Genomic DNA, 3,417 nt, shown 5'->3' with positions numbered 1-3,417 from the left:
GAGCTAGACTTGCTTGCACGCGATTTGTGATCTAACAGGCATTAGTTCCTGCGTTTATCAAAATCACCTACTAATTGTATATCAAATAAATTCTCTTGAACTAGATTTTATACAAAAAAGCAAGCTCAAATGCGTTTGTGAAGGAGTTTAATCTGCTAAAGATTTTTATAAACTTCCAGAGCTTGTTCTAATTCAGGATAAAACTGGAGCTCTCCTTTGTGGAGGATTATCGCGCTATCACAAAATTCACGGATCTCTTTCATATCATGGCTAACCATAATCACGCTAGCCACTTTACTTTTTTCTAAGAGGGCCTCCTTCGCTTTTTTCCGGAACTTTTGATCGCCTACAGATGTTGCTTCATCAATGAGATAAATATCAAAGTCAATCGCGACACAACAACCAAACGCCAGACGGGAACGCATACCGCTCGAGTAACTTTTTACTGGTAAATCGTACTTCACCCCCAACTCAGCAAAGTTTTTTACTTTTTCCTCGTAGGCTTTAAGATCGGCAACACCATTTACACGCCCAATGAAACGTGTATTCTCTCTGCCTGTCATCTGTGGATGGATACCTGTAGCAAGCGCAACCGGCCAAGAGATTTCTCTATCGGTGACAACTTTTCCTTTATTTGGGTATTCACTGCCTGCCAGTATACGAAAGAGGGTCGACTTACCTGCGCCATTAGAACCCAATATCGCGATATTATGACCTTCTGGGATGATAAAGTTAATATCCTGAAATATGTACTGATTACCCAACTTTGATGGATAAAACTTCGTTAGGTTTTCTAATCTGATCATAATGTAACTCGATCTCTTAAGCGCCTAGCTTGCAGCAAAGCAAACAAAGCCAAGTTGAATTTCCCTCTAAGACGTCCTTCTTTCTGTTGAGTTATGCGCCGAACGCTCTGTTCTACGGTACACAACTGATTGGTTTCGGTATCAATATAGGTTGGATATAACACCAAAGCTCCGTAGACCAATTCCTCTAAACTTAAACGACGAGTCCTACGACTACAAGTTAAGTGATCAATAGTCAGTCCCCAACCGGCATAGAATGGCATTCCGTATGTATAAACCGTTTTACCTCGTAATAGTGCTTCAAAGCCCGCCAAGGATGTCATGGTGTGCACCTCATCAACACGCTCTAGTAGGCTATCCATGCTGAGGTCTTTTACAATTACATTTGCTTGTGGGTATTCATCGTCAGGGTTTAACCCTAAGTCTCGCTCACCAGCAAGCACATCTGGGTGCGGCTTATATATGATGAAGGCCTGAGGATGCCTTCGCCTTACTACTTGCAACAAAGACTTATTGGTTTTGAGCTCTGCTGAGCCAAACTGTATGGAAGCATCTGTTTCAACTTGCCCTGGCACAAGAATCACTCGCTGATTGGAAGGCAGCGTTAACTCCTCGTTCTTTCCGACATTATATTTAGTCACTTTAGCTTTTTGTAATTTAACAATCAGCGCTTGAGTGCGAGCTTTATCCCAATCGCTCAAAAGTAATTCTCGATAACTTTTTTCGAGGTCGTTTTCGGCGGTAGCATCAAAATAGATACCGGTTTTATCGAGCACCAACGATGCAGGTTTAGATAGCTGTACTCCCAAGCCAACCGAACGAATAAACCCGTCTTCTATCCGCCACATTGTTTTAGGGACAGATTCTTTTCTCCCCCATAACGCGGCCACTGATGCATGCTTTCTATGAGAAAATTTCCAACCTCGAAAATAATGTGAAAGTAAATATTTTCGTATTTTCGATAAGTGCGAGAGATCGACCTGTTGCGATTCAGTGCTGCATTGTCTCAGCGTATCAGAGAAGTAATTTATAATATCTTCAATCTCGCAGCTCTCACCGAATATTGGGTCAACATATCGTGCATATTGTATATAAGCAGCATAAAAGACTTGCTCTACACTACGCGAGACATTTCGACGAGAACATTCTAGATAATCTTGAGTCAGCCCCCACCCGGCATAAAATGGCATTCCAAAACAATGGACATTAACCCCTCCCATTAACCCTTCGAAGCCCATGAGGCTAGAAACAGTATAAAGGTCAGAGACTGACTCTAAAAAGTCCCATGGATTTGCAGCATCTGAGCATATTTTGATTCGTTCATTTTGGACCGGCAACGGGAATAAAAAGCCCTGTTTTTTACCAGATAATACGTCTGGATGCACTTTCAGCCAGATAGTGTCATCCGGGTGATCAACTAAAGCTTGTTTTAACATGACGACGAATCTTGTCTCATCTGCCATTGCTCCTTCTACAGAAGCGTCTCCTTTAGTTTGGTCTATCACTACAACCCTGGGTGATGCTCCAAACTTGGAGGATTGGTTGACATTGTACTTCGATAAGCGCTTTTCTTTAATTGCTCCAATACAAGCTCGAGCGCGAGTTAACTGTTCGGCAGTAAGCTGGTTCGCTTTGAGAATCAGCTTCTCAAGGTCAGAAGGCTGTCGAGCATCGTAATAGATCCCTGAGGTATCAACAACGAGACTTGCAGCGCTCGCCCCCTCAACACCAAGGCCCACAGAACGTAGAAATCCATCTTCTAATGCTATGTATGGCAGCTTGTTTTTACTCGCATACTCACGAGCTTTCTTCGCTGTCGACTTAAACCCCCACCCAATAACTGCCTTTTCTGAGGAAGATACAATATCCAGCTCAGGAATAAATGCTGCGAGGTGCGGAATTTTCTTAATACCTCTGGAAAAACACTTAACTTGCGTCTTCTCTATGTTATTCATAACTACTGTTTGAGATATGCTTCGATTTTTTGCATGTCAGCTAATGTATCAACGTCAAGTGAGCGTGCTTCTTCCATAACATAGGGAAAGACACCAAACTTGGGAATACATTGGTTCTGAGTGAAACCTTTTACAGAAAATAGGTAAATCGCACCATTAGGCTGAAAGCAACGCGGTAAATCTTGTCTACGAGTGTACGGAGCATCTGCGCTGACTAAACCTGTAATCTCGCCACTTTCTAAAATCTTATAAGCTTTTGCAGGAGTGTCGTCTGGCTCGTACACAGAAATAACACAGCTACATGCATCATTTTGTTCATAAACTTCGAACGACTTCTCGATATCAGTGGCATTTCTAAGTGGAGATGTTGGTTGCAATAGCATCACACTATCGGTGCTTACTAAATTAAGCACTTTAATTGCATGTGATATTACAACATGGGAAGAGGCATTATCCGTTGCAAGTTCTGCAGGACGTTTAATGACTTTTGCTCCAAACTTTTCGGCAACATTTGCTATGTCAGAGCAGTCAGTAGAAACATAAACATCTTCAAATAATTCACTTTCTTTTGCTGCATCAATACTCCAAGCGATCAGTGGTTTGCCAAATAAAGGATAAATGTTTTTGCCAGGAAGACCTTTAGATCCGCCTCGTGC

Annotated in this window: 3 protein-coding genes; all 3 read right to left on the bottom strand. The window is 42.1% G+C overall.

What is annotated here, in order from left to right:
• Nucleotides 1-155: 155 nt before the first annotated feature.
• Nucleotides 156-806, bottom strand: a complete 651-nt coding sequence (locus CAG69_RS19805) for an ABC transporter ATP-binding protein (protein ID WP_161445818.1) — start codon at nucleotides 804-806, stop codon at nucleotides 156-158.
• Complete coding sequence (locus tag CAG69_RS19800) at nucleotides 803-2,761, bottom strand: capsular polysaccharide biosynthesis protein (RefSeq protein ID WP_161445816.1); 1,959 nt, start codon at nucleotides 2,759-2,761, stop codon at nucleotides 803-805. The genes CAG69_RS19805 and CAG69_RS19800 overlap by 4 nt, the downstream gene beginning before the upstream one ends.
• A gap of 2 nt (nucleotides 2,762-2,763) precedes the next feature.
• Nucleotides 2,764-3,417 (bottom strand): acylneuraminate cytidylyltransferase family protein (locus CAG69_RS19795; RefSeq protein ID WP_161445814.1); only part of this gene is annotated, 654 nt, incomplete at its 5' end.

This window comes from Vibrio sp. V43_P6S15P86 (genome assembly GCF_009904725.1).
Taxonomy (GTDB): Bacteria; Pseudomonadota; Gammaproteobacteria; order Enterobacterales; family Vibrionaceae; genus Vibrio; species Vibrio diabolicus.
Note: the sequence above shows the minus strand (reverse complement) of the source record. Positions and strands in the feature narration are given on the sequence as shown.

Bases quoted from the DNA above. Each gene is read 5' to 3' on its own strand.
- CAG69_RS19805 (WP_161445818.1), bottom strand. From the start codon at position 806: ATGATCAGATTAGAAAACCTAACGAAGTTTTATCCATCAAAGTTGGGT.
- CAG69_RS19800 (WP_161445816.1), bottom strand. From the start codon at position 2,761: ATGAATAACATAGAGAAGACGCAAGTTAAGTGTTTTTCCAGAGGTATT.